This is a genomic window from Acinetobacter sp. 479375, from assembly GCF_000581715.1.
GTDB lineage: Bacteria > Pseudomonadota > Gammaproteobacteria > Pseudomonadales > Moraxellaceae > Acinetobacter > Acinetobacter ursingii.
The window spans coordinates 252,423-273,045 of the sequence record NZ_JEZN01000002.1; the positions used below are offsets into that span (position 1 = coordinate 252,423).

Consider the following 20,623-nt stretch of genomic DNA (forward strand, 5'->3'; position numbering starts at 1 on the left):
CACTTAAAGATGTGATCAGAACACGCGCTCTCAAGTGTATTGATAGTTATTTTCAATCATAACATGAAAAATGATTTGATGTCTAAATTATGAAACCCTTTATTTTTCGGACAATCTTGATTCATTTAAATGCTTGGTATCTGATTGCAAATATTGCAGAATCTCTTGTTTTTGTGCATCAGTTAAATGCGCTAATAATTCAAGCAGCTGATCTACATCGGGTTCATTGGCAAGTGTCGGACTTAGATCATTCAAATCAGGTTCTGAAGAATGATTAAATAAATTTTGGTAAACATGGTCATAGAGATCATGGGTATTTTCGAGCACTAAGGGTGAAATTTGCTTATTGGACAAACGCAGACATTGATAATCAAATGCATGTTCAAGCAATTCTTCACGATTTCCAGTCACGATCAGTTGTAAACGTGGAAAAGCCTGATGTAAACGCGGCAGGATCTCACGACATAAAGTTTGATCGAGTTGGGTATCGATCTGATCAATCAGTACAATTCCTTCACCTTCAAGACAGGGATAAAGACTTAAAGGATTCAGCAAGCATAAGCGACGTACAATATCTCCTACCAATGCAATCCATGTTTTCATGGAGTTGGAAAGTTGTTGATAGCTTAGATTTTGTCCTTGATAGCTGAGCATCAGCTGAAGTTTCGGCTGATATTGTAGATAAATATCGGTAATATCAGGGAAAACAGTATTTAGACTGCTTTTTAATGCCTGCAAATTGGGAGAGTTGAGTTGCGCATGTGTCTGAAAAATTTCCTGTTCCAGATGTTGCAAACTCTGCGCATTAAATTTATCTAAAATATGCTGTAGCAACTGTGCACTTTGAGCATTTTCGATATCACTGATTTCGCGGAACCACTCAAAGAAACGGGCAAAGGTGGTAAATGGAATTGCCGCGACATCATAGGCGGAAGAAGCCTGAAATACCGCAGGAATATTTTTACTGAGTAAATTGATTTCATTAATAAATCGGTCAGATGGATAGTAGGCAATACAAGGTAGACCTTGTAAAGGATCCTGTTTAATGGCTTTTTGATATAGAGCCGTTAATTCTTCCAGTTGTTGTGTTTCTGCCTGACTGATGCCAATTCCCTGACTATTCAGGGTTTTATAAAGTTTCCATGTACAGATTGAGGCATCACTTTCCTGAGATTGACTGCCTTCTGGAAGTTGTCCGATTTCGGTTGGAATTTTAACACTCAGCTCTATTCTGGATTGGATTCTTGAATTTAAAATATCCTGATCTAGCATGACCACCCCCGCCGTACGACTATCTTTTAATCGTGCTGGAAACCAGCTCAAGGCTTGGTAAATGTGTTTAAGGAGCGTGGTTTTACCTGTCGCCTGTTCACCTAAAATGAGGGTGATGGGTTTATGTGGATAAAGAAATTGAACCTGTAAATTACTAAACAAGCCTGTATGTTTAAGACGAATAGATTCAAGTTTCATATGCCCACCAGAGTTGGAACGCGATGTTTTAGACCGCTAAGGATTTGCGTAAACTTTGCGGTGCTTGCAGTTTGAGCTGCTGAACAAGGTCATAAATATGATGAATATTTAAACTTACTTTAGCACGTGTACAGGCTACGTAAAGCAGTCTCAGTTCTTCATCACTTATTTTATGTTCCAATCCATTGATTTTAAAATGATAATCATCTTCCAGATGCACCCGATCCCATTCCAGACCTTTGGCTTTATGCGCAGTGGAAATCACATAATCTGCTTGCTCAATAGGCGTGATTTTTGCCAATGCACGTTTTAAAGGATCCGTACCATGATCATCGACCAGTTTCACCAGTGGTTTAATATCACTACCATCGTTGGTTTCACAATATTCATGCACATCATGCCATGAATTAAACCAAGCTAGTTCTGGCACATCGGTTACGCGTTTGCCTTGTTTTAATAGACTTGCAGCATCGACAAAACGATTGAGTTTATTATGATCGGCTTGCAAACTGACTTTATCGCCATGTACCAGACCTGCCAGTAGTAGTTCCATTGCACGGGCATTAGTACGACAAAGAATGGCATCGCGTTGTTTGGTATGGGGTTTATTGACGACTTTTGAGGTGAGACTTGGATTTCCTAATAAGGGAACTGTTTCATCCAAACCACTTAATAAATAGTTGGCAATATCGGCGATTTGTTCACCAAAACGAAATGAGGTGGTCAAGCGTGATTCGGGCAGTGGTAGTTGCTGCATGGCATTGACTGCACCGCGCCAAGCATAAATTTGCTGATGTGCATCACCGACATAAATCACTTGTGTGCTACGTTGTCTAAGCAGTATCCCGAGCATCAATGGATCGGCATCCTGTGCTTCATCAAACAATACATAATCCGCTGGAATATTCGGTTCAGAGAGTGCCCACAGTTTCAGGTAAATATCATGCCCAATTCCTGCCTGATGATTTTGATCAATCGATTCTAGCCAACGTCGTTCCACTGCGGGATAGAGATGTTTTTGCAGGCTTTCAATATCATCAGGATGTAGCCAACTGGGCGCTTGAATATGACGTGGCGCGGGGTATTGCGAACTGGTCGAGCAAAAATAACTGACGGCATTGGCGACTAAACTGGCCAGACGGCTGGGCATCAATACATATTTTTCATAACGTCCGCCCATCATACGGCGCAGGGTCACAGGTTCCAAGCGATAATCTTTAGCCATAAAGCTAGGACTCAATCGCGGTAGTCGTAATTTATCGGTGACGCCACGTGGAACACTACGAAAGGCTAAAGAGTGAAAAGTACGACAGTCAACGTTACGATGAAATTTCTGCTGTGCTTCACTGGCAATGGCTTTATTAAATGCCAGATACATACCACGCCGCTGAGGCATGGCATCACTAATCAATTGTAATGTGGTGGTCTTACCTGTGCCTGCATACGCGATAACTTTAAAAGATTCGCCCAGACGCGCATTATCGATAGCTGTTGCCTGTTCATACGTCGCTTTGGGTTTCTCAAAATTAGACACAGTCAATAATTATCCTTGCGTACGATTGGCTTTTTCAACCAGACCTGAGAGTCCCTGACGACGTGCCAATTCCTCCAATACCAGTTTGGGATCGAGATCAAAATGACCGAGCATGACGATACTATGGAACCACAAATCGGCAGTTTCATAAATCAGATCATTTAAATGTTCCTGTGTCGGCTGAACGGCATAATCTTTCGCGGCGATAATGGTTTCAACGCTTTCTTCGCCGACTTTTTCCAAAATTTTATTCAAGCCCTTTTTATACAGACTTGCAACATAGGAACTATCAGCATCCGCTTGTTTGCGTTGTTGCATCAATTGTCCCAAATGCGCCAAAACATCAATTTGTTCTTGTGGTGCTGTATGTTCATGCGCATCTTTAGCAGAGGCACCATAAATGGCTGTCGGATCTTTCAGTTGCGCATCGACAATTTCCCAACCTTGCGATGTGAGCTTACGATAAAAACACGATTCTCGACCTGTATGACAAGCGATTCCACCATGCTGTTCCACTTGCAACACGATCACATCGCCATCACAGTCCAGACGAATTTCATACACGGTTTGGAAATGACCTGACTCTTCGCCTTTGTGCCAAAGTTTTTGACGAGAACGTGAGAAATAAACCGCTTGTTGTTTTTCTGCGGTTAGAGCAAGTGATTCACGATTCATCCAAGCCACCATCAAAATACGGCCGGTTAGATGATGTTGTGCGATGGCTGGAATAAGACCTTGTTCGTTAAATTTTACTTCATCGAGCCATTGCACGTTGTTCATAAAGATTCACCAGAATTATGGATTAAATAAGTTCATTTGCGGTTATTCATCGCACCCTATAGTGTACGGCATCTGTTGATCATTTCGGAAAAAAACTCATCTTTTTTATGATGGGAAGCGATGAGCCTTTATCGATGCTAAATTTAGTTTTGACTTAAAATAGATGATTGAGACTGCGATTACGCAATTTCCGCATAATTCATATGCTGTAGCGGAGAGGTTTTTAAGCCCGAAATAGTGAGTGCCATTTGTTTGCGTAAATAAGGAATGTGGTACATCCAATAAAAACTCACATCTCGGAACGAACCTGCCCAAGTTGAATCAGATTGATAGAAGGGCGTGAGTAGCCGACTTAACATTTGATAAAATTGAGTGGAAGAATAACGTAACTGATGATAATGCTGCCAGAACATGGTCCAATCAACTTGCCGATCTGGAAATTGTTGCATGGCTTGTCCTAATGCCCAAGCATCTAGTAAAGCCATATTTGCACCTTGCCCTAATTGGGGACTCATCGCATGCGCGGCATCACCAATGACCCCTATACGACCTTGTCCAAATTTTGTCATCACTACATCGCGATACTGAGCAGATAACCATTGTAAACTGTCTTGTTTCTGCATGACTTGTTCAAGCCAGTCAGCAACAGGTTTCCAGCGAGGAGAAATTTGCTGAAGCAAAAATTCATGTTTATCGGGATTATCTAAAAAGAGTTGTAATTGCTGAGCTGGCAAACTCCAAAATACGCTCGAAAGGCGTTGAGTCGGAGCTTGTGGAATTGCGCCTGTAGGCAATATGCCCATCATGATTTGTGAACGGTCATAAAATTGATGCAAAATTTGAGGGTTTAGAGTTTGGCATTCAGGAACGATACTCCACACCGCACCCCACGGATAAGGCTTATCGACTTTTACCCAAGACGTAGGGCGTAAATGACTACGTGCACCATTGGCAATGATGACTGCATCGAAGTTACTCTCAAAGGGTAGTCCAAGATGCTGACCGAAAATTGTGACGCCCTGCTGATGTTCTTGTAAGCGATGAATATCATGTGCCATTTTCCATGTTACAGATGCTGCATAGTCTTGTAATTTTGAACTCAGTAAATGACACAAGGTTGCGCGATGAATCCCGATACCATAATGTTGTGGATCGACTTCATGATAATGACTATTTACTAACAAACGTTGATTCGCGAGTCGACCTTCCAGACCTGTGACGATTGCTCCGAGTTTTAAGGTGTCTGCTAAAATTCCCAAATGCTCAAAAACTGCCAATCCAGCAGGTTGCAATAATAGCCCCGCACCTACAGGTTGTAGACGCTCAACTTTTTCAAATAAAGTGACATCAATGTCTTGGCGAGCCAATAAAATCGCGGTGGCCAGACCAGCAGTTCCTGCACCAATAATGGCAATATTCTTGATTTTTTTCATTATTATCGATCTTTTATTTTGAAGATAGATGAGGAAAAATATAGCTTCCCCATCTTTAATACCAGTTATTTAATAATACGCCAAACCGCGAATAGCGCAGTCATCGCAATCAGAACAATGGAAATATACCACGGTGAAATAATGGCGATAGTTAGTAATATCAATATGATACTGCCAAATATCCAACTACGCTGCTGTTGCTGCTGAATTTGCATACGTAGTTGTTGAATTTCCCGAACTTGACGATCATGCCATGCAGATTGATTTTTTAAACCGTTTAAACTGTCAATAAGTAAAGTCGGTAAGTCATGCGCACCCAGTAATAAATCTGGAATTTGCTGACCAATTTCTTTCATGTTTTTGACAGGATTCATATTGGATTTGACCCATTCGGTCAAAATCGGCTTTGCCAGGTTCCAAATATCTAATTGAGGGTAAAGATCTGTTCCCAATCCTTCGACATGCACCAGTGTTTTCAGGAGCAACATCAATTGTGGTGGAATTTCCAAACGAAAGCGTCGGGCAATATCCATGACCTGCAATAAAATCCCAGCGAAATCCAGTTGATCCATTGGCTTTGACACCATCGGGCCAACGGTACGACGCATTTCTCGAGCCAGTGCATCCTGATCGGTTCCTGGTGGAATCCATCCTGCCTGATGCACAATCTGAATCAGTTGCATGAAATTATTATTCATGACCGCCAGCAACATCCGTGCAACGGTCATCTGATCCTGTTTGGAAAGCTCACCCATAATCGCACAATCCAGTGCAATATAACGCGGAGAAACAGGATTGATAGTTTCGACAAAGACATTGCCGGGATGCATATCGGCATGGAAAAAATTATCACGAAAGACTTGGGTAAAAAAGATAATCAAGCCTTTTTCTGCAAGATCAGCGCGATCCATTCCCATACGATCGAAGGTCGCGGTATCAGAAATAGGTACACCAGTAATTCGCTCTGCGACCATGACATCTTTGCTGTCCATATAGACTTCTGGCACATACATCATGCTAGAACCCGTAAAATAATGGCGCATGCGACGGGTATTATCAGCCTCAATGGTTAAATCCAGTTCATTTAAAATGATCTGACGATAATCCTGAATAATTTCAGTCAAATGTAAGGCACGAGCGGCTTCCAATCGACTTTCTAACCATTGACCTAACCATGTAATGATTTCAAAGTCTTGTAAAATTTGCACACGAATATCAGGACGTGTGACTTTAACCACCACTTCACGACCATCGTGCAAAGCCGCGGTATGGACTTGGGCAATTGAAGCAGCAGCTAAAGGTTGCTCATCAAAACGTGCAAATAAAGTATTTACATCAGCTTTTAACGATTCCTGAATACGTTGTTTGGCAACTTGAGCATCAAAAGGTTTGACCTGATCTTGCAATAAAACCAGTTGCGATAAGACTTCAGGTGGAATCAGGTCACGGCGTGTGGACAATAACTGTCCTAATTTAATCGCCAAGGGCCCCATGTCTTCAAGCGCTTGTTTGAGCTTCAACGGATTTTTTCGTTCACGACTCGACCATGCGGCTGGGTGTAAGCGAATCAAAGCCAAAGCATGCCGAGCTTTTGGGGGCAATTCTTCCGCAGGGAACAGGGTGTCAAGTCGATAATGTGCTGCAATGCGCCAAAGTTCGAATAACCGTGTAACGTGCGGAATCATAATGGGATATTACCTAATCGTTTGTTCTATTAAATTGAGAGTTAAGCTGTTGCAGTCTGGCTTCAAGGCGATCAATTTCCTGATTAAGCTGCCGTGTGGACTGATTCAGATCATCCATTTGCCAACGGGGTGCAAAAAGACCGCTGTCTTCTTTAATGGCATCTTCTGCAAAAAAGAAATGACTTTGCAGACTCCGTTTAATCTGTTTCGGCACCAGACTGATTTTAGCCAATTCGTGCGCCAAGGTTGGACCAATCCACGGACTTAAATGGGCTGCCAGATCTGGTTCAGCTTGCTGCATAATGCGTTGAATATCCTGTAACAGATGGTAGTCACCTGTGAGCGGTATATTACCAATCTGCTCTGCGTCACCTAATAGAAGTTTAAGTAGTTCAACCACATTTTTGACGTGCAGGGTTGCCGTCGCTTCAGTTAAGCTTACTTGTTGATCGAATGGGCGCTGCTCAAAGATAGACGGTGTCTGACTATGCCCTGTAACTGTGGGTTCAAGGCGGACTTTATTTTCATCAAAAAAAATATCAACTGAAAGCTGCGGGCTATCAATGACCACTCGCAGCATTTGATCTTGTAATTGATTAAGCTGGATACGGGTAATCGCATCCAGATTGATAAAATGATGAATACCGCGTTCGATTGTACCGAGCGCAAGAATCGACCACATAATCATTGACCTTTAAAGTTTAAAACCACGATGTACCGCAACGATACCACCCGTTAAATTATGATAGTCGCAGCTTTGGAAGCCCGCTTTTTCCATCATGCCTTTAAGTGTACGTTGGTCAGGGTGCATACGAATGGACTCAGCCAGATATTTATAGCTTTCCGAATCGTTTGCTACCAGTTTGCCCATGATCGGCAATGCAGTAAATGAATATAAATCGTATAGTTTTGAAAAAGGTTCAAATACAGGTTTTGAAAATTCAAGGATCAGTAATCGACCGCCTGGTTTTAGGACGCGATACATTGCTTCAAGTGCGGCATCTTTATCCGTGACATTGCGTAACCCAAAACTAATCGTCACCAGATCAAAACTTTCATCTGCAAAAGGTTCTAATGTTTCAGCATTTGCCAGTACAAAATCGACATTGGTACAACCCGCATCGAGTAAGCGATCACGGCCCACATTCAGCATCGATTCATTGATATCAGATAATACCACATGCCCCTGTGGCCCAACTTCACGACTAAAGACTTTGGCGAGGTCACCTGTACCGCCTGCAATATCTAATACCTGTTGGCCGCGACGAACGCCAGACATATTGATGGCAAAACGTTTCCAGAGGCGATGGATACCAAATGACATCAGGTCATTCATGATGTCGTATTTGCTGGCAACCGAATGGAACACTTCTGCCACTTTCTGTGCTTTGTCTTCTGAGCTTACGGTTTGATAGCCGAAGTGGGTAGTTTCACCGACGTTACCTGTCCGTCCTGCACCACGCGGGAGGTTGTATTTCGGGACATGATGGCTTTGTGAATCAGTAAAACCTTGTTGTAATGATTGTTGCTGACCTTGCGGCGTACCTTGCGGAAGTGGTTCATTTAGGAAAGGATTGTTGTTGTCTGAACGCGATGCCTGCTCAGTTGAAAAAGTGGGCTTTTGATTTTCGTTAGACATCTTGTCGCTCCTAAATTTAAACACATTATAAAGTGATTATGGCTATCTGCATGATGACAGAGTTTAGTATGGTTTTACAGTCATCATCATACAATCGTAATTAATACTATACCGAAAATGATAAAAATAAGGCATTTCATGCCTCTTCTAGCAGCGTATGCAGATCAGAAATTAGCGAAAAGGATCTGGATGATCCGAATGCACTTTCTCGATAATATCACGTTCAACTGCACTAAAGGTTTTAATAAATTGTTCTGCAGATTTAAGCGGTTTCATGGCAACAAAACCTTCCTGAATAAACTCATACATCAAGTCAAACTGATATTTATGTGCTGCGCCTTTACACATTTTAAAAGCAGCATACATCATCAGTGACCGCATATATTTATCGAGGGCCTCACCCAAGTCATCCAGAAGTTGTAGCTGGATCAAACGTTGCTCTTTTTGATCCAGTTTGATCAACGTCTGGCGCATCATTTCGTCTGTGATTGGTGCATCTGCTGGATAATCTTTAAGTAATTGAATGGCAATTTGCTCATCCAGTTGCATGGCGAGTACAGCTAAACTGACGGATTTAGTTCCCGTTTTTATGGCATTGTCTGGTAACAGTTTTTCTGCTTTGTGGGCATATTTAAGTAGACGTTCAATTTGTAACGCCAGTGGATCAAAATCTGGGCCACCATATAAACGATTAAGAAAATACTGTGCCATTAACTGATTTTTAGGCTGATCAAAATGTGCTTGATGCGTGTGTTTTATCCGCTCTTTAAGCCAGTGCTGGGCATCATTTAAACGCTTTAATAATACAGGGTCGTGATGATATTCAAAGGCATTATACTGTTGAAGTAGGTTGTCAAAAGGAGCAAGTTTGGACATTCAAATAACTCAAAATAATCAGTTTATCAAAAGCATAAAAGGCTTGAATCAAGAGCGCTATGACGTTTCCATATTAAAATAATGAATTCGAAGTCAGTCCGATTCAATAGATGATCAATTGACATAAATAGTACATGCATTTGCCTCAAGCTGCCCGAACATTTGGTTATACTCAAAAAAATAAGCAAAAAATGTATAGATCATGAGTGAACAACAAGCACATTGTGAGTTAATTGATGAACATCGTTTATCTATCGATCTGATCGAAGCTCAATACACTTTAAAAAATAGCTGGGGCCAAAAAAATGCTAAAAGTGTGTTGGTACTGGTCAGCGGAATAGAGCTGGCAGGAAAAGGTGAGTCCGTTAAACAACTCAGAGAATGGGTCGATCCAAGATATTTAAAAGTCAAAGCAGATCCGCCGAATATGTTGTCAAATGATCAGGCATTTTGGCAGCCTTATGTCAATTTTATTCCACGTGAAGGTCAAATTGCGGTGATGTTTGGCAATTGGTATAGCGATTTATTAACCACGGCGATGCATGTCTCTAAACCATTGGATGAAACCCTGTTTGATGCCTACGCAGAAAACATGCGAGCCTTTGAACAAGATCTAAAAAATAATCAGGTTGATGTGATCAAAGTCTGGTTTGATTTGTCGTGGAAATCACTCCAAAAACGTTTAGATCATATCGATGCTTCTGAGCGACAATGGCATAAATTGCACGGTTTAGATTGGCGTAATAAAAAGCAATATGACAATTTGCAAAAGTTGCGACAACGTTTTACACAAGATTGGATCATTATTGATGGTGAAGAGCCAGAAGTTCGTGATCAAAGCTTTGCACAGTCGATTTTACAGGCAATGAAGGATTTACCTGAGCATCCCTCACAGGGGCAGGAACATTGGCCACAGGCCTTAATTCCACATGAACTGCTGCATCCTGATGCAGAGAAGATGGAAAAGGCAAAATATAAGGAAAAACTCAAAAAACTGAGCCGTCGTGTCGCTGAAGCAATGCGTTGCGATGAGCGTAAGGTCGTGATCGTTTTTGAAGGGATGGATGCCGCAGGAAAGGGTGGCTCGATCAAGCGGATTATTAAACGGCTTGATCCACGTGAGTACGATATTTTTACCATTAGCGCGCCAGAAAAATACGAGTTGCGTCATCCGTATTTATGGCGTTTTTGGACAAAGCTGGATCATTGTAGTGATATTCGTATTTTTGACCGAAGTTGGTATGGTCGGGTTTTGGTGGAGCGTGTAGAAGGTTTTGCCAGTGAGTTAGAATGGCAACGTGCGTATGATGAAATTAATCGTTTTGAGAAAGATTTAATTGATAGTCAAACGGTTATTATTAAATTCTGGTTATCGATCAGTAAAGATGAGCAAGAACAACGTTTTCATGCCCGAGAAAAAACCCCGCATAAACGCTTTAAAATTACCGAAGATGACTGGCGCAATCGCAGTAAGTGGAATGAATACTTAAATGCTGCCGCAGATATGTTCGAGCGAACCAGTAGCGAATTTGCACCGTGGACGATTGTGGCAACTGACGATAAATACACGGCACGTATTCAGGTACTGAAAACGATTTTAAAACAACTTCAGGTTGACTAGAGAAATCAATCTTTGTATCTGGCCTCTGACTTGAATGAGAGCTTCAAGTCAGAGGTTTTTCAGTGAATTAATGTGATGGAGTAGATGCCAGTTGTGCCTTAATTTTTGGCGGTTGAGTCGTTTGTGACTGACGTTGACGGAACACAATCAATGTTGCAATCAGGCTCACAATTGCAGCAAACATCAGCCAAAAAGCAGGCATACTTTTGCTGCCACTTTGTTCCACCAGATACGTCGCAATCATCGGCGTCAAGCCACCAAACACAGACGTTGCCAAGCTATAAGCCACCGAAAACCCTGCAATACGTACCGAGCTTGGCATCATTTCAGTCAGTGACACCACCAGCGCACCATTATAAAAACTATAAAGCAGTGACAACCACAACAATGCCATCAGCATATGGCTTAGACTAATATTTTGCGTTAACCAACTGAGAAGTGGATAAGCCGTGATAAAAATCAGGGTGGTGGTCGTAATCAACAGCGGTTTACGTCCAAATTTATCAGATAAATAACCGCCAATTGGCAATAAGATAAAATTGCTCGCACCGACCATCACGGTTGCAATCAAACTTTCTGCGGTCGTCAGATGCAAAACTTCTTTGCCATAAGTCGGGGTGTAAACCGTAATAAAATAGAACATGGTTGTGGTGGTGGCGACCATCGACATTCCAATCAATACGATTTTCCAGTTGGCTGCCAATGTAGACAGAATTTGGCGAGTGGTTGGATGTTCCTTGCGTGATGCAAAAGCTTCGGTTTCCTGTAACGATTTTCGTAACCAGAAAATAAAAGGAATAATGGCACAACCTACAAAAAACGGAATGCGCCATGCCCAAGCATCCACTTGCGCTTTGGTAAAGGCGAGGCTCACGATATAGCCCAATGTTGCTGCAAAAATGACCGCAACTTGCTGGCTGGCAGATTGCCAACTGGTCATAAAACCACGGTTATGTGGTTCTGCAATTTCAGAGAGATAGACAGAAACACCGCCAAGCTCCACACCTGCTGAAAAGCCCTGTGCCAAACGACCAATAAAAATCAATGCTGTAGCGGCAAACCCAAGTGTGGCATAGCTGGGTGTTAACGCGATCAAAAGTGAACCCACCGCCATAATACTTAACGTGACCATCAGACCTTTACGACGACCAATCCGATCGACATAAGGGCCTAAAACTAAAGCACCAATCGGGCGCATCAGAAAACTCACTGCGAAGATCAAGAAAGTCTTCATCAACGCGGCATAGCTACTGTCAGAATGGAAGAAAGTCTCACCAATGGCTTTGGCATATAAACCAAACAAAAAGAAATCGTATTGTTCGAGAAAATTACCGCTGGTTACATTAAAAATGGCGCGTAGGCGCGAAAAAGATCCATGTTGCACAACGACTCTCCCTAGTTTTTGTCATCGTTGGACTAGGGTAAAAGTCAAATATTTAATAAAACTTAAAAGTAAGTGCTGTTTGTTATGAATTTGAAATAAATCGTATTTGATTAAAGATAAAATCTACAAATAAGGGCTGACCCCAAGCCATGTTGCTCAGGATCAGTTTAGAGAAATTCACTTGAATTTAGGCGACAATGCTTCCATTTACATTCTTTTGTTGAATGCGTTTGGCCAGTTGATAACAATCTTGCACGTGCGCTTCAGCCACTTTTTTCATCACGATATAGCCCAAACTGGCAGCCACAATGGATCCCCCGAGCGGGATAAATTTGGTCACTTGTTTGGTAATCACTTTGCCCACAATGCCATTTAAGGATTTTTTTACCGCAGTCCGTGCCACGACCAAGCCCGAAAATTCGAAACCACGTTTGCGTAATTCATTCCAGTGAATTTGTTTAGTTTCTGGGTCATACACACTAATATGATCAGGTGATAAACCAAATCGGGCACTAATTTCTGGAATCAGTTGAGATAAAATCCCGATATCAATCACGACATCAAAAAATGGAATCGGAACAACTGCTGCGCCAGCGGAAAAATAAGCGCGTTTTTTTACCATTTCCAAACATTCTGCACGGATCTGTTCTAGGTTTAAATTGGGGTCAATCGAGTCAGGAATATTTTCTATTTTCATCGGCTTATACTCAAGTTGGTTCCTTTTGTATCATTCAAGCATATATTTTAAATGATATTCGCATTTTTATTCATATCACAAACGTGACATAGTTATATTTGGATGTATAGTGACGAATGTTTATGATTTTGTGCATAAAAGCATAGCTTAGTAAGGTAAGGGATACATGGCAATACATGTCATTCAAAGTCAACGTATCGAAATATTATTGCAAGGTCTTGCTCAGACTTCGCAAAATCATCATGAACAACCTTTTCAAGTGTTGGCTACTCAACATTTTATTGTACCGAATGCCGCTGTGCAGCAATGGTTGACTGAAAAACTTTCAGAGTTGCAGGGAATTCATGCCAATTATCAGTTTCATCAACGTATTCGCGGCTTTCAGTGGTATGCCTATCAACAAGTCCTGAGTGAACATAAAGATCAGGTACGAAAAGCCAATATTCCACGCCTGATTTTAAAATGGCGCATTTATCAGGCATTGTATCCTTATATCCAGTCAGAACAGATGCCAGTCACTGTTGAGCATCCGTTGTATTCGATTATTGCCCGAATTTATGACAGTGCCGATCGGCTTACGCAAGGAGTCGAAAAACAGCTTAAAAAACAAAGTATGTTGTATTGGGTTGCAGAGCAAGTATCACAATTATTTAGCAACTACATGGTGTATCGCGGGTCTTGTCAAAATAATTGTATCGGAAAATGTAGCTGCTCTGGCAATTGGCTGAATTCATGGGGACGTGATCAGAGCTTAGATATCGAAAAATTGATCGTGAATCGCGATCAAGCCATTTCAGCATTTCAGTTGCAACAGGCTCAAGAATTAGAAACTTGGCAACGCTGGTTGTGGAAGGAGCACTTTCATCAGGATTTTCTAGAAATTGAAAAGATTGATGATCTGTTCTGGCAGCAACTTGATAATGAGCAAATACGCCGCCAACTCTTAAAACGCTTACCGCAACAGGTGGTGTTATTTACATTACTGGATTTGCCGCCGAGCCAGCTACAATTTTTACGTCGTTTGGGGCAATATCTTGATGTTTATATTTTTCATTATAACCCGTCACAGGAATATTGGGCCGATAGCGTCGATCCGCTATGGAAACAGCGTTATGATGTCGGGGTAAAAGAGCGTTTTATCGCTAAGAATCCTAAATCGACCGATGCTGAAATTTATGATTTTTTTCAAAAATTTAACTTATATTTTAATGCTGAAGCACGTGAGTCACGGCATCCATTATTAACCCGTTTGGGCAAACAGGCTCGTGATCATTTTTCGTTATTATCAAATTTATCAACAGGCGAAGAAGGGCATTGGGTCGATGCTTTTGTTGATGCATTTCCAGCGACATTGTTGGGACATTTACAGTCCGATATTTTACATTTGGTTGAGCCTAAAGCTGAGCAATATTTACTTGCCTCTAACGATGAATCAATACAAATTCATGTGTGCCATTCAAGTTTACGTCAATTGGAAGTATTACGTGACCAGCTGATTTACTGGTTGGCTCAGGGAACAACAGAACAGCCACATCGTCCGAGTGATATCCTGGTGCTTACGCCGAATCTCAAGGAATTAGAACCGCAGATTCGCAGTGTTTTTCCAGCGACACCAAGTGCTGAGGGGGTGTTCTTACCTGTAAAAATTGCAGGAGTAGCGCAGCTTGATGTCTTGAATGCATGGCATGCAGTATTAGGTCGTATTCAACTGTTACACAGCCGTTTTAATTATGATGAGTTCGCCGATTGGCTCAGTCTGAGTGCAACGAAGTTGTGTTATGGACTTGATGACAGCCAAGTCTCACGCTTATTGGCGTTGTTAGCCGCAGCAGGTTTTAAACGTGGCTTTGATGCAACTCATTTACAGCAAAGTCTCGTTCAGGGGGATGAGGATTATCGCTATAGCTTGAAATTTGCACTGGATCGATTGGCGTTGGGGATTGCGATTCCCGATCATGTGCTGTTTCAAGGTACGTTAAGTTATGCGCAGGTACAACCTGATGATTTTGAAATTATTGATAAATTGATTCAGATTTATCGGGATTTTGACCAGCGTCGTGATTGGTTAATAGCACACGAACAGGGTGAGCTACTGGCTGTTGAAATCTGGTTAAAACGTTTAATGGCAGATGTTACTGAGTTTGAACAAGCAGGTGTAACGGCTTTAAAACCTGCACGTGACGCAATTAAAAAACAAGAGCGAATGGTGACTCTGGCCAGTTTTTATGGCGAAGCTGATACACAGCATTTGCGTCAGATTGACTTGCCATTGCCTTATCTACTTGAAGAAATTCAGCGTACTTTGGAAAATCAATCTGCACAGGCAGAACCCACAGGTCAGATTACCTTGAGCCAAATTGGTCAGATTCGTCCATTGCCCTATCGTTTGGTGGTGTTACTCAATCTGGATCAGGGGCAATTTCCAAATCGTGACAATCACACTCCCTTTGATTTGATGGATGTATTACGTCCGCAACTCGGTGATCGCTCACGTCTGGAAGATGATCAGGGTGCATTTCTGGATGCGGTGTTGTTGGCGAAAGATCATCTCTGGTTATTTTATAATGGCTTTGATGTCAATGATGGCGAGGTGCGAGAGCCCTCCAGTATCGTGCAGGAACTCGCCACACATTTGGCGAAGATTGTTAAACCTTGTACCGATCTCTCTGAACATGCAACTGTATCCGCTTTGCCATTTAAACAATTGGGCATAGCACCACAACTGGCGTCACTTTATCGGATTCATAGCTTACAGCCTTTCGATGTGACCGGCTTTACTCAGCAACCTGCGTTACAGCGTTATCAGGATCATTGGTATCAGGTGGCACAGCATATTCAACAGCCACAAGGGACACGTTTGCCGTGGGTGAATATCGATTATCAGCCACCATCGCAAGATCTATTATTACTTGATAGTCAACAGTGGATAGCCGATATCACTTTTCCTGCACGGCTGTATTTAAAAACTTTAGGGGTTGAAAATTGGAATGAACAGGCATTATTAGATCAGGATGAGCCTTTGTTCTTGGATGGTTTAGCTAAGTATGCGATTCGTGATTTTTTACATCAGCATCAAACTGATGCCGCTTCAGATTTGTTATTAGATCAACTCCCTGTCAGTAAAATTAAACACAGTGCATGGCAGCAAAGTCTATTTGACCAGCAACGTTTACAATCGCGGTTGCACGATTATGCGATGCAGGAAACCCCAACCACCTATCGAACTTGGCGTTTATCCTCACCATTACATCTGAATATTCAAATTCCTGAAGATGACGTTCAGGATTGGGTCAGTGTGCAGGCATCAAGTGCGCGAGCGAAACGGATCGCTAAAGTTTGGTTGGAATATTTGATTTGGCTAAGCTTTTTAAATCAGGATGAGCATGTACTAGACAAGCGCCGTATCGTGGTGTTTAGTGATCAAACCGTGATTTGTGAAGGACTTTCATCGAGTCAGGCGCGTCAATATCTCAATGAATGGTTGACAGCATGGCACTATGCGCGACAGCAGCCATTGGTGTTGCCTGCGGCACTAATATTGCAACCTTTGGAAAAGGCTAAACACTATCATTGGGAAGAGACTGAGACAGGATTTGTATTGGCTGAAAAAGATCGTGAAAATATTTTAAAAGAATGGAATAAAACAGGAGCGTTTAGCGCATTAGATGTGACTCAGGATGAAAGCAACAAGTCGCATCAGGACTGGTCATTTATTTTGCAGGAACAAGATGCACAGGCTTTATTAAATGTCGCGTTGACAGAATTTTCCTATGCCTTATATGCCCCAATTTTTCACTATGTGCGTATGGAGTAAGCCCTGATGTCATCTAACTCATCTGTGTCTTATCATCCCATTACCGATATTGAATTTTCTGGTTTACATTTAATTGAAGCTTCGGCAGGTACAGGTAAAACTTTTACCCTTTCTAGTTTAATGGTACGCATTTTTCTAGAAAAATATTTGCCCAATCAGGTCATCGCGACCACATTTACCCGTGCTGCGGCAGCAGAGTTGAAAACTCGAATACGACTGCGTTTGCAAGACATGTATCGTGATCTACAAGCCTATCGTGGTCTGACGGAACAAGAGGTTTTAGCGCAAGCCAAACAACAAACTGATCCTTTAATGCAGCATGTATTGCCTCATTTTGCGACACGAATGGACTATGCCTGTGAACGTTTAAAACTAGTGCTAGATCAACTGGATGAACTCTTTGTCGGAACCTTAGACAGTTTTAGTCAGAAACTATTACGCGAATTTGCATTTGAAAGCGGCAAAATCGAACGCGCACAAATCACGGATGATGCCAAACGTTATACCCGCCAACTCATTCATGATGTGCTACGTGAATGGATTCAGGCACAACCGCAAGCATTGATCGATGGTCTGTATAATATTGGCGCTTTAAAAAGTGTCGATGCGTTTGTGGATGTGGTTGAAAATTCGTTGAACTTTACTTCAGCACAATTTCAGTCGACGCCAATGCCTGTATTGAATTGGGAGGTGTTGACTCAATTTCAATCTTTTGTACAGCATTCGGATTTGAGTGACCTACAGGCGTATTACGAGCTTGATGGCGAATACTATACCTGCATCAATGGCACCTCATTTCGAAATGGCGCATTTCATGATTTATTTACCGTGCATTTATCCCAGCTGGCTCAGGTCTTGGCTAGTGAAAATGTATTACAGATTTTTGATGCTCCACTCGCGAGCGCGCGTGAGGCTGCATTTAAATTTCTGGATAAATTTGAACAGGGCAAAATATTTAAAAAATGTCCTGCCGAGGTGAGCGATGGATTCTATCATCATCCACTAATTCAGCAGTGGGTGGAGATCATTCGTCATTTAGGTATCATTCAAGATCAGCTTGAACAATTACAACAGTATTTAAAAGTCTATCTGTGTCTGGAGGTCAAACAGCGTTTACCGCAACTTCTTCAACAAAAGGGCGAAACCACCTTTTCACAGCAGATTCGTACCCTTGCGGAAGCATTACAAGGTGAGCAGGGACAACGCTTTGCGATTTTTGTACAGGCTCGTTATCCCTTGATTTTGGTGGATGAGTTTCAGGATACCAATCAAGATCAAGATGATATGTTGGCCAGCATTTGGCGACATCCGCAGCGTTATCAAAAAGGCTGCATGATTATGGTGGGGGACCGTAAACAGGCGATTTATGGCTTTCGCGGCGGCGATATGCTGACTTTTCTCAAGGCGCATCAAGATATGAAAGCCAAGCAAGGACGAGAATATCAGCTCAGTTTTAATCACCGTTCGGTCCAGGAGTTGGTGGAAGTCGTTGATCATCTCTTTCAACAGCAACCTGATTTTGGCGAACAAGTTATTTATGACCCGATTCAGGCTGGTTCACGAGCACATCCTGCCTTGATCGATCAAGGTCAGCCTAATGTTGCACCTTTACGCTGGTTGATGCTGAGTGATAAATCTAAAGAGGCTGAACAGGTGGCATGGAAAATCCGTGCGCTGCTCAATCAGTCACAGACGGGTGATTTATATTTGCAAGCCGAGCAAGCACAGCTCTTAATCGAAGATGATATTGCTGTGCTGTCTAGAAATCATGCTGGGCTCGATGCAGTACAGGCTGCTTTGGAATATTTAGGCATTCGGGTTCATCGACCATCACGAAAAAGCGTATTTGATCATCCGATAGCGCAAGATGTTGCCGCTTTACTGACCGCAGTTTTGCATCCTTATGATGAAGCCAAAATTAAACGTGCATTATTAAGTCGTCTCATTGGACTGAATTTAAAGCAACTGGTTGAGCAGGAACAGACTACAGATGGTTTGAGTGCTTATATCGCGGCCTTTGATCATTTGCGTGAGCTGTGGTTGCAACAGGGCTTTCTAAGCGCATGGCAAGCCTGTATGAACCAGTTTAAGGTTTGGCAAAATCTGGTGGCGCAGCACAGTAAAGACCATGAACGTGATGTGGTGAATTTACGACATTTAAGTGAAATTTTAAGTCAGCACAGTGAACATTATCAGAGTGCGCAAAATCTCTATCACTGGTATTTAAAGCAGCTCCAAGCGCCAAGCCAGCGCGATTGGGAAATGGAGCGTAAACTTTCCAGTGATGCAGGCATTCAACTGATGACCATTCATCAGTCCAAAGGTCTGGAGTTTAAGATCGTATTTTTATTGGGGGCAGATAAACCCTTTAAAGATCAAAATATCGCTTTAAATTTTTCAACTATAGATGTTCCCCATCCTGAAAATGGACAAGTGACCACACAGCGCGTGATCGCCATTCAGGATAAACAACGCTTAAGTCCTGAAGCCTTGGCTCAAAATGAGCAACGCAGTCGTGCCGAACAAAACCGACTCTGGTATGTGGCGCTGACTCGTGCCAGCCATCGCGTCTATGCCATGATGCAGGATCAACAGCAAAAATCACTGGATGCATTGGCATTCTGGAAATATCAACACGGGAATTTTCAGCATCCATTTAGTTTTGATGAACAGGCGTTGGCAGAATGTCCACCGCCGTTTAAAGCGAAAATCACCGAGCCAAAACTCAACTTACAGGCACAGCCTTTGCCGACACAGCGTTTTTATGCACGTGGCAAAACCAGTTTTAGCTATCTGGCGCAACACTTAAAACCACATCAAATCGCCAGCGATCAGTTGGCTGCACAGGATCAAAAACTGGAACAAGCCGCAGATGAACAAGATCATTTAATCGTTGAAAGATCCACGCTCACACAACCCATTCACTGGATTCAGCACAATTTTCCTAAAGGCACATTGGCAGGGAATTTTTTGCATGAGATTTTTGAACATGTCGATTTTCAGGATCAAAGTGAATGGATTACTGAAATTCGTCGGCGTTTTAAAAACGATTATGGTAGTTTATGGGATCAGCTTTATAGCATCTATCAGCAGGATTTCCCCGAACAGAAACAGGATGAAAGTCAGCTTTATCAATGGTTAGCAGATTGGTTAAAGCAAGTATTAACCACGCCATTACATCAAGGTTTTCAGCTACATCAACTGCAAGCAGGTCAATTTTTATCTGAATGTCCTTTTTATTTGGCATTGTCGGATCGTGTACTGGCGATGCGTCGTATTCAGCAATTATTTTTGGAATATCAGATCGAAATGCCTGATTTTCTGGAGGCGCATGCTGCACGTTATTTAAATGGTTCGATTGATTTGATGTATTTTGATGGTTCACAGTTTCATATTGCCGATTATAAGAGTAATTATCTGGGCAAAGACTTCAACGATTATCGGGCAGATGCAATTCAGCAGAATATGCGCCAGTCCAGTTATTGGTTACAGGCTGCGTTGTATTTGGTAGCGTTGCATCGTTATTTAAAAGTGAAATTGCAACATTATCAGATTGAGCAGCATTTGGGGGGCGCAACCTATCTGTATTTACGTGGCATGAATGGGCAAGCTGATCAGGGATATTATTACTGGCGACCTGACACCGAGTTTATTTTGCGTCTGGATGCAATTTTAGGCTACTTTGATTGA

General features: G+C 42.1%; 13 protein-coding genes. 3 read left to right on the plus strand and 10 right to left on the minus strand.

Annotated features, from left to right (window positions below):
- Positions 1-99: 99 nt before the first annotated feature.
- The 8 genes from J500_RS03530 to J500_RS03565 all read right to left on the minus strand — a co-directional run bounded on the left by J500_RS03530 (position 100) and on the right by J500_RS03565 (position 9,417).
- Positions 100-1,470: an AAA family ATPase gene (locus tag J500_RS03530; protein ID WP_004994234.1), complete on the minus strand. Its 1,371-nt coding sequence runs from the start codon at positions 1,468-1,470 to the stop codon at positions 100-102.
- A gap of 28 nt (positions 1,471-1,498) precedes the next feature.
- Entirely contained in the window at positions 1,499-3,004 is a 1,506-nt protein-coding gene (locus J500_RS03535; protein WP_004994232.1) for a UvrD-helicase domain-containing protein, read from the minus strand.
- 9 nt (positions 3,005-3,013) lie between these two features.
- Positions 3,014-3,784 (minus strand): bifunctional phosphoribosyl-AMP cyclohydrolase/phosphoribosyl-ATP diphosphatase HisIE, encoded by a 771-nt coding sequence (gene hisIE / locus J500_RS03540; protein WP_004994229.1) that lies wholly within the window; start codon positions 3,782-3,784, stop codon positions 3,014-3,016.
- A 179-nt stretch (positions 3,785-3,963) separates the two neighbouring features.
- On the minus strand, positions 3,964-5,217 hold the full coding sequence (locus J500_RS03545) for an FAD-dependent oxidoreductase (protein WP_004994226.1): 1,254 nt from the start codon (positions 5,215-5,217) through the stop codon (positions 3,964-3,966).
- Positions 5,218-5,282: 65 nt separating this feature from the next.
- Positions 5,283-6,902, minus strand: coding sequence for an ABC1 kinase family protein (locus tag J500_RS03550; protein ID WP_004994224.1), 1,620 nt, complete (start codon positions 6,900-6,902; stop codon positions 5,283-5,285).
- 13 nt (positions 6,903-6,915) lie between these two features.
- Positions 6,916-7,584 (minus strand): ubiquinone biosynthesis accessory factor UbiJ, encoded by a 669-nt coding sequence (locus J500_RS03555; RefSeq protein WP_034698231.1) that lies wholly within the window; start codon positions 7,582-7,584, stop codon positions 6,916-6,918.
- 12 nt (positions 7,585-7,596) lie between these two features.
- Positions 7,597-8,541 carry a bifunctional demethylmenaquinone methyltransferase/2-methoxy-6-polyprenyl-1,4-benzoquinol methylase UbiE gene (gene ubiE / locus J500_RS03560; RefSeq protein ID WP_004994218.1) on the minus strand — a complete coding sequence of 315 codons (945 nt, stop codon included), beginning with the start codon at positions 8,539-8,541 and terminating at the stop codon, positions 7,597-7,599.
- Between the two features lie 171 nt (positions 8,542-8,712).
- On the minus strand, positions 8,713-9,417 hold the full coding sequence (locus tag J500_RS03565; RefSeq protein WP_004994215.1) for an FFLEELY motif protein: 705 nt from the start codon (positions 9,415-9,417) through the stop codon (positions 8,713-8,715).
- 202 nt (positions 9,418-9,619) lie between these two features.
- Here J500_RS03565 and J500_RS03570 point away from each other — a divergent pair, with 202 nt between their 5' ends.
- A complete protein-coding gene (locus tag J500_RS03570) occupies positions 9,620-11,038 on the plus strand; it encodes a hypothetical protein (protein WP_004994213.1) in 1,419 nt (472 codons plus the stop codon).
- 67 nt (positions 11,039-11,105) lie between these two features.
- Here the strand turns inward: J500_RS03570 and J500_RS03575 are convergent, their stop codons facing one another.
- Positions 11,106-12,422: an MFS transporter gene (locus tag J500_RS03575; protein ID WP_004994210.1), complete on the minus strand. Its 1,317-nt coding sequence runs from the start codon at positions 12,420-12,422 to the stop codon at positions 11,106-11,108.
- Positions 12,423-12,609: 187 nt separating this feature from the next.
- Positions 12,610-13,119 carry a hypothetical protein gene (locus tag J500_RS03580; protein WP_004994209.1) on the minus strand — a complete coding sequence of 170 codons (510 nt, stop codon included), beginning with the start codon at positions 13,117-13,119 and terminating at the stop codon, positions 12,610-12,612.
- 166 nt (positions 13,120-13,285) lie between these two features.
- Here J500_RS03580 and J500_RS03585 point away from each other — a divergent pair, with 166 nt between their 5' ends.
- On the plus strand, positions 13,286-16,933 hold the full coding sequence (locus tag J500_RS03585; protein ID WP_004994207.1) for an exodeoxyribonuclease V subunit gamma: 3,648 nt from the start codon (positions 13,286-13,288) through the stop codon (positions 16,931-16,933).
- Positions 16,934-16,939: 6 nt separating this feature from the next.
- Complete coding sequence (locus J500_RS03590; protein ID WP_034698191.1) at positions 16,940-20,623, plus strand: UvrD-helicase domain-containing protein; 3,684 nt, start codon at positions 16,940-16,942, stop codon at positions 20,621-20,623.

Excerpts from the sequence above, each read along its gene's own strand:
- J500_RS03530 (WP_004994234.1), bottom strand. The coding sequence starts at position 1,470 with ATGAAACTTGAATCTATTCGTCTTAAACATACAGGCTTGTTTAGTAAT.
- hisIE (WP_004994229.1), bottom strand. The coding sequence starts at position 3,784 with ATGAACAACGTGCAATGGCTCGATGAAGTAAAATTTAACGAACAAGGT.
- J500_RS03545 (WP_004994226.1), bottom strand. The coding sequence starts at position 5,217 with ATGAAAAAAATCAAGAATATTGCCATTATTGGTGCAGGAACTGCTGGT.
- J500_RS03550 (WP_004994224.1), bottom strand. The coding sequence starts at position 6,902 with ATGATTCCGCACGTTACACGGTTATTCGAACTTTGGCGCATTGCAGCA.
- J500_RS03555 (WP_034698231.1), bottom strand. The coding sequence starts at position 7,584 with ATGTGGTCGATTCTTGCGCTCGGTACAATCGAACGCGGTATTCATCAT.
- ubiE (WP_004994218.1), bottom strand. The coding sequence starts at position 8,541 with ATGTCTAACGAAAATCAAAAGCCCACTTTTTCAACTGAGCAGGCATCG.
- J500_RS03565 (WP_004994215.1), bottom strand. The coding sequence starts at position 9,417 with ATGTCCAAACTTGCTCCTTTTGACAACCTACTTCAACAGTATAATGCC.
- J500_RS03570 (WP_004994213.1), top strand. The coding sequence starts at position 9,620 with ATGAGTGAACAACAAGCACATTGTGAGTTAATTGATGAACATCGTTTA.
- J500_RS03580 (WP_004994209.1), bottom strand. The coding sequence starts at position 13,119 with ATGAAAATAGAAAATATTCCTGACTCGATTGACCCCAATTTAAACCTA.
- J500_RS03585 (WP_004994207.1), top strand. The coding sequence starts at position 13,286 with ATGGCAATACATGTCATTCAAAGTCAACGTATCGAAATATTATTGCAA.
- J500_RS03590 (WP_034698191.1), top strand. The coding sequence starts at position 16,940 with ATGTCATCTAACTCATCTGTGTCTTATCATCCCATTACCGATATTGAA.